Annotated in this window: 6 protein-coding genes; 1 reads left to right on the top strand and 5 read right to left on the bottom strand. The window is 69.7% G+C overall.

Annotation, left to right across the window (positions count from 1 at the left end):
* The 4 genes from ACEQXV_RS16780 to cbiE all read right to left on the bottom strand — a co-directional run.
* On the bottom strand, positions 1-884 hold an 884-nt coding region (locus ACEQXV_RS16780; protein ID WP_370270109.1), incomplete at its 3' end, for a cobyrinate a,c-diamide synthase.
* Complete coding sequence (cobM, locus tag ACEQXV_RS16775; protein WP_370270108.1) at positions 881-1,666, bottom strand: precorrin-4 C(11)-methyltransferase; 786 nt, start codon at positions 1,664-1,666, stop codon at positions 881-883. The genes ACEQXV_RS16780 and cobM, both read right to left, overlap by 4 nt.
* Before the next feature lie 3 nt (positions 1,667-1,669).
* The gene (locus tag ACEQXV_RS16770) at positions 1,670-2,047 is read right to left on the bottom strand and encodes a cobalamin biosynthesis protein (RefSeq protein WP_370270107.1); all 378 of its coding nucleotides are present in this window, start codon (positions 2,045-2,047) and stop codon (positions 1,670-1,672) included.
* Positions 2,029-3,216 (bottom strand): precorrin-6y C5,15-methyltransferase (decarboxylating) subunit CbiE, encoded by a 1,188-nt coding sequence (gene cbiE / locus ACEQXV_RS16765; protein ID WP_370270105.1) that lies wholly within the window; start codon positions 3,214-3,216, stop codon positions 2,029-2,031. Before cbiE ends, ACEQXV_RS16770 begins: the two co-directional genes overlap by 19 nt.
* Here cbiE and ACEQXV_RS16760 point away from each other — a divergent pair.
* On the top strand, positions 3,215-3,964 hold the full coding sequence (locus ACEQXV_RS16760; protein WP_370254102.1) for a cobalt-precorrin-6A reductase: 750 nt from the start codon (positions 3,215-3,217) through the stop codon (positions 3,962-3,964). The genes cbiE and ACEQXV_RS16760 overlap by 2 nt on opposite strands.
* On the opposite strand, the gene ACEQXV_RS16755 is transcribed toward ACEQXV_RS16760, so the two are convergent.
* On the bottom strand, positions 3,940-4,338 hold a 399-nt coding region (locus tag ACEQXV_RS16755), incomplete at its 5' end, for an SAM-dependent methyltransferase (RefSeq protein ID WP_370270104.1). The two genes, ACEQXV_RS16760 and ACEQXV_RS16755, sit on opposite strands and share 25 nt — an antisense overlap.

Here is a 4,338-nt window from a genome sequence, read left to right as displayed (position 1 = left end):
CCGCCGGGCAGCCAGCAGGTATCGGCGCTGTCGTCGGGGGCCTCGTCATTGAGCGGAGAGAAGGGCAGGATCTCGGCCCCCGCGCGCCGCCATCCATCCAGTTGATGCGGGTAGACGAAGGAAAACGCCCCGTCGCGGGCCAGCGCGATGCGCTGACCGGGGGGCGGCAGGACAGGAGGCGCACCCTGCGGGTGCGTCGCCCCGGCCAGAGCCAGCAGCGCGTCGAGATCGACGTTGTCCGCCACGAAGCGCGACGCCGCCTCCAGGATGCGCGGCATGTCTTCCTGCTCGCCCGCCTGCACGAGACCCAGGTGGCGCGAGGGCATCTCGATGTCCTTTCGCCGGGGCAGGGCGCCAAGAACCTCGATCCCGACCTCCTGCATGCCCGCGCGCAGCATCGCCTCGTGCCGGGGCGAGGCCACGCGATTGAGCACCACGCCCGCGACCCGCACATCAGGGCGCATCGTGGCAAACCCCTTGGCCACGGCGGCAGCCGATTGCGCCTGACCGGAGGTGTCGAGCACGAGCAAAACGGGCCAGCCCGTCAGCGTTGCAAGCCCCGCCGAGGAGCCGTTGCCGCTTTCCCCGTCGCGCACCACCCCGTCGAAAAGCCCCATGGAGCCTTCGGCGACGATCAGGTCGGCCCCGTCGGCCACCCCGATCAGTCCGCCGATCATCCCTTCGTCCATGGCCCAGGTGTCGAGGTTGATGGATGCCCGGCCCGCCGCCGCGGAGTGAAAGCCGGGATCGATATAGTCCGGTCCGCTCTTGAAGGGCTGCACGGTCAGGCCACGGGCACGCAGGGCCGCCAGGAGGCCAAGCGTCAGCGTGGTCTTGCCGGTGCCCGAGGCGGGGGCAGAGATGATGAGGCCCTTGGGGATCACTCGGCCGTCTCCGGGAAACGCGGGTCGGTGCCCACGGGGCGGAAGCGGCGGTCGTAATCGCCGGCGTAAAGGCAGCTTTCGTCGAAATCCTCCGCGCCGAGCGCAGGCCCCACGAGGATAAGCGCCGTGCGCCCGCGTTCGCCTCCGGTCGCGGCCTCAACGGTGGCAAGCGTCGCCTTGACGATGCGCTGGTCAGGCCATGTCGCGCGCCAGATCACGGCCACAGGGCAATCGGGGCCATAGGCGGGGGAAAGGCGGGCCACCACGTCCTCCAGCACATGGACCGACAGGTGAATGGCCAGCGTCGCGCCTGTGGCGGCGAAGTTTTCCAGCGTCTCGCCCTCGGGCATGGCCGAGGCGCGGCCAGAGGTGCGGGTCAGCACCAGCGACTGCGCCACGCCGGGCAGGGTCAGTTCCGCGCCCAAAGCGGCGGCAGCGGCGGCAAAGGACGGCACGCCCGGTGTCACGTCGTAAGGGATGCCCTCCGCACGCAGGCGGCGCAATTGCTCGCCCATGGCGGACCAGACCGACAGGTCCCCGGAATGTAGCCGCGCCACGTCATGGCCTGCCGCATGGGCCGCCTTGATTTCCGCGATGATCTCGTCAAGCGACAAGGGCGCGGTGTTCACGATCCGCGCGCCTTCGGGGCAATGTGCCAGCAACTCATTCGGCACCAGCGACCCGGCATAGAGGCAGACCGGGCAGGACGCGATCAGGTCGCGGCCCCGGAGGGTGATGAGGTCGGCCGCGCCGGGGCCTGCACCGATGAAATGCACGGTCATGTCCTAGGTCCTTTCTGCCAGCGCGATCGTGGCCATGCCGCAGGCGCTTTGCACGCGCGGCGCGATCAGGCGTGCCCTGTAGCCGCCTTTGCGCGCCGATGCCAGAGCCAGCGCCTCGGCCACGCTGCCGGTGCCGAAACGCGCCTTGATGCGGGGCGAGCAGGTGAGCGTCTGCTCGCCCGCGATGTCCTGTTCGGTCAGGTGGGTTAGGGGAAGGCCCTCGGCCTTGACCCAATCGGTCAGTGCCTGGGTTGCCTTGATGTCGAGGCAGGCCAGCGCATCGGGGCGGCGACCCGCGCGGGCCAGCGCATCGGCAAAAGCTGCCCCGGTCGCGTCCTCGCGCAATCCCACCCCGGCCCAGATCATCGCGTCACCGTCCATTGCATCATGGGCCGCGCGCGCGTCCAGCCGCGCATGGACCCAAGCGGCCCGGCCTCGGACAGGTCCGCGCGCAGAAGGTGGCCGCCATAGGCCTCGCTCCAGCGAATGAGCAGCGCCTCGGTTTCCAGCGTGACGGCGTTCATCACGAGCCGCGCCCCTTTCGGCATCCGTTCCCACAGGGCGGTCAGCATCTCCTCGGTCGCGCCACCGCCGACGAAGACGGTGTCGGGGTCGGACAGGTCCTCCAGCGCCTCGGGCGCGCGGCCTTCCACGACGGCGATCCGGTGATCGAGCCCGAAGGCCTGGGCATTGGCGTGGATGTTGACGGCCCGGTCGGCGCGGGTTTCCAGCGCCGTGGCGGTGGCGCCGGGCGCGGCGAGGCAGAACTCGACCGAAATGGAGCCCGAGCCAGCCCCCAGATCCCACAGGTGCTGACCGGGCCGGGGTGCAAGGGCGGAAAGGGTCAACGCGCGCACCGGGCGCTTGGTGATCTGGCCATCGCTTTGAAACATCTCGTCGGGAAGACCAGATGCGCGGGACAGTCCCGGCGCGCCCATGGCTTCGATCGCGGCGAGGGTGGGGGAGGCGACCTCTGCGAGGTCAAACCCCGCTGCATCGATGTTGCGCAACCGTTCGCGCGGCCCGCCGAGCGCTTCGCAGATGGTCAGCCGTGATGCGCCAAAGCCCTGATCGGTCAGCCATGTCGCCAGTTCCGCCGCCGCATCGCCATCGCGCAACGTGCACAGAAGGCGGGCGCCTTCGTGCAGGACCGGGGTCAGCCGTTCGAAAGGCGCGGCATGCAGGCCGAGGCACAGCACCTCTTCCAGCTTCCAGCCGAGCCGCGCTGCCGCCAGCGAAAAGCAGGACGGCGCGGGGAAAGCGCGCCATTCGTCCGCCGCAAGGTGGCGCGACAGCGACCCGCCCGCGCCAAACCAGAAGGGATCGCCCGAGGCCAGCACCGCAACGCTCCGCCCGCGCAGGGCCAGAACCGGCTCGACCGAGAAGGGCACGGGCCACTCACGGCCCCTGTCCCCGGCGCCAGCGAGGCCCAGGTGCCGCGGCCCGCCAAAGACGATTTCTGCCGCATCCAGGGCATCGCGGCTTGCGGGCGACAACCCGTTCAGGCCATCTTCCCCCAGACCGATCAGGGACAACCAGGGCTCAGCCATGACACGCATCCTCCTGCTTGGCGGCACGACCGAGGCCACCACGCTCGCCCGCCTTCTGGCCGAGGCGGGGGCGGATGCCATCTTCTCTTACGCGGGGCGAACCGACAAGCCGATGGCGCAGCCCCTGCCCACGCGGGTGGGGGGCTTTGGCGGCATTCCGGGCCTGGTGGACTACCTGCGCGCCGAGGGGATCACGCATGTGGTCGACGCTACCCATCCCTTCGCCGCCCAGATGAGCACGAATGCCGTTCATGCCTGCGCCGAGGCGGGGGTTGCGTTGACGGGACTGGAGCGCCCGGGTTGGATCGAGGGGGAGGGCGACCGCTGGGCCCATGTCGCGGACATGGGCGGCGCGGTCGCTGCCCTTCCGTCCGAAGGGGCGCGCGTATTCCTGGCGATCGGCAAGCAGCATGTGGCGGATTTCGCGGCGAAGCCCGGAAACTTCTACCTTCTGCGCCTGGTTGATCCGCCGAAAGACGCGCTGCCGCTGCCGGATGCCGAGGCCGTCATAGCTCGGGGGCCCTTCGACGTGGCGGGCGATCGCGCGCTGATGGAGCGTCATCGCATCACCCATGTCGTGGCCAAGAACGGTGGCGGTGCAGGGGCGCGCGCCAAGCTTGACGCGGCTCGCGTTCTCGGCCTGCCGGTCATCCTGATCGACAGGCCGCATGTGCCAGCCCGCCGCATCCTGACAAGCGCCAGCGCGGTTATGGACTGGCTGGATCACAGCGCCGATCTCGGGGTGTAGACGTAGGGCCCCACCCGGCGCGTGTCGCGGTTGCCGACGATCACCATCGTGCGCATGTCGGCCATCTCGGGCGTGGCCTCGGCCAGTGTCACGGTGCGGATATCTTCCTCGGGCGTGCTGACCGCGCGGGCGAAGGAAATCAGCGTCTCTTCCCCACAAGCCTCGCGCAGGATCTCCAAAGCGCGGGCAAACTGGTGCGGGCGCGATCTGGACCGTGGGTTGTAGAAGGCCATGGCGAAGCCCGCTTCGCCCGCCGCGCGCAGGCGTGTCTCTATCAGGTCCCAAGGCTTTAGGTTGTCAGAAAGGTTGATCGCCGCGAAATCATGCCCCAGGGGCGCACCGATACGTGCGGCGGCGGCCAGCATCGCGGTGAT

Source organism: Nioella sp. (genome assembly GCF_964229645.1).
Lineage (GTDB): Bacteria > Pseudomonadota > Alphaproteobacteria > Rhodobacterales > Rhodobacteraceae > Nioella.
Note: the sequence above shows the minus strand (reverse complement) of the source record. Positions and strands in the feature narration are given on the sequence as shown.

Bases quoted from the DNA above. Each gene is read 5' to 3' on its own strand.
- ACEQXV_RS16760 (WP_370254102.1), top strand. From the start codon at position 3,215: ATGACACGCATCCTCCTGCTTGGCGGCACGACCGAGGCCACCACGCTC.
- ACEQXV_RS16770 (WP_370270107.1), bottom strand. From the start codon at position 2,047: ATGGACGGTGACGCGATGATCTGGGCCGGGGTGGGATTGCGCGAGGAC.
- cobM (WP_370270108.1), bottom strand. From the start codon at position 1,666: ATGACCGTGCATTTCATCGGTGCAGGCCCCGGCGCGGCCGACCTCATC.
- cbiE (WP_370270105.1), bottom strand. From the start codon at position 3,216: ATGGCTGAGCCCTGGTTGTCCCTGATCGGTCTGGGGGAAGATGGCCTG.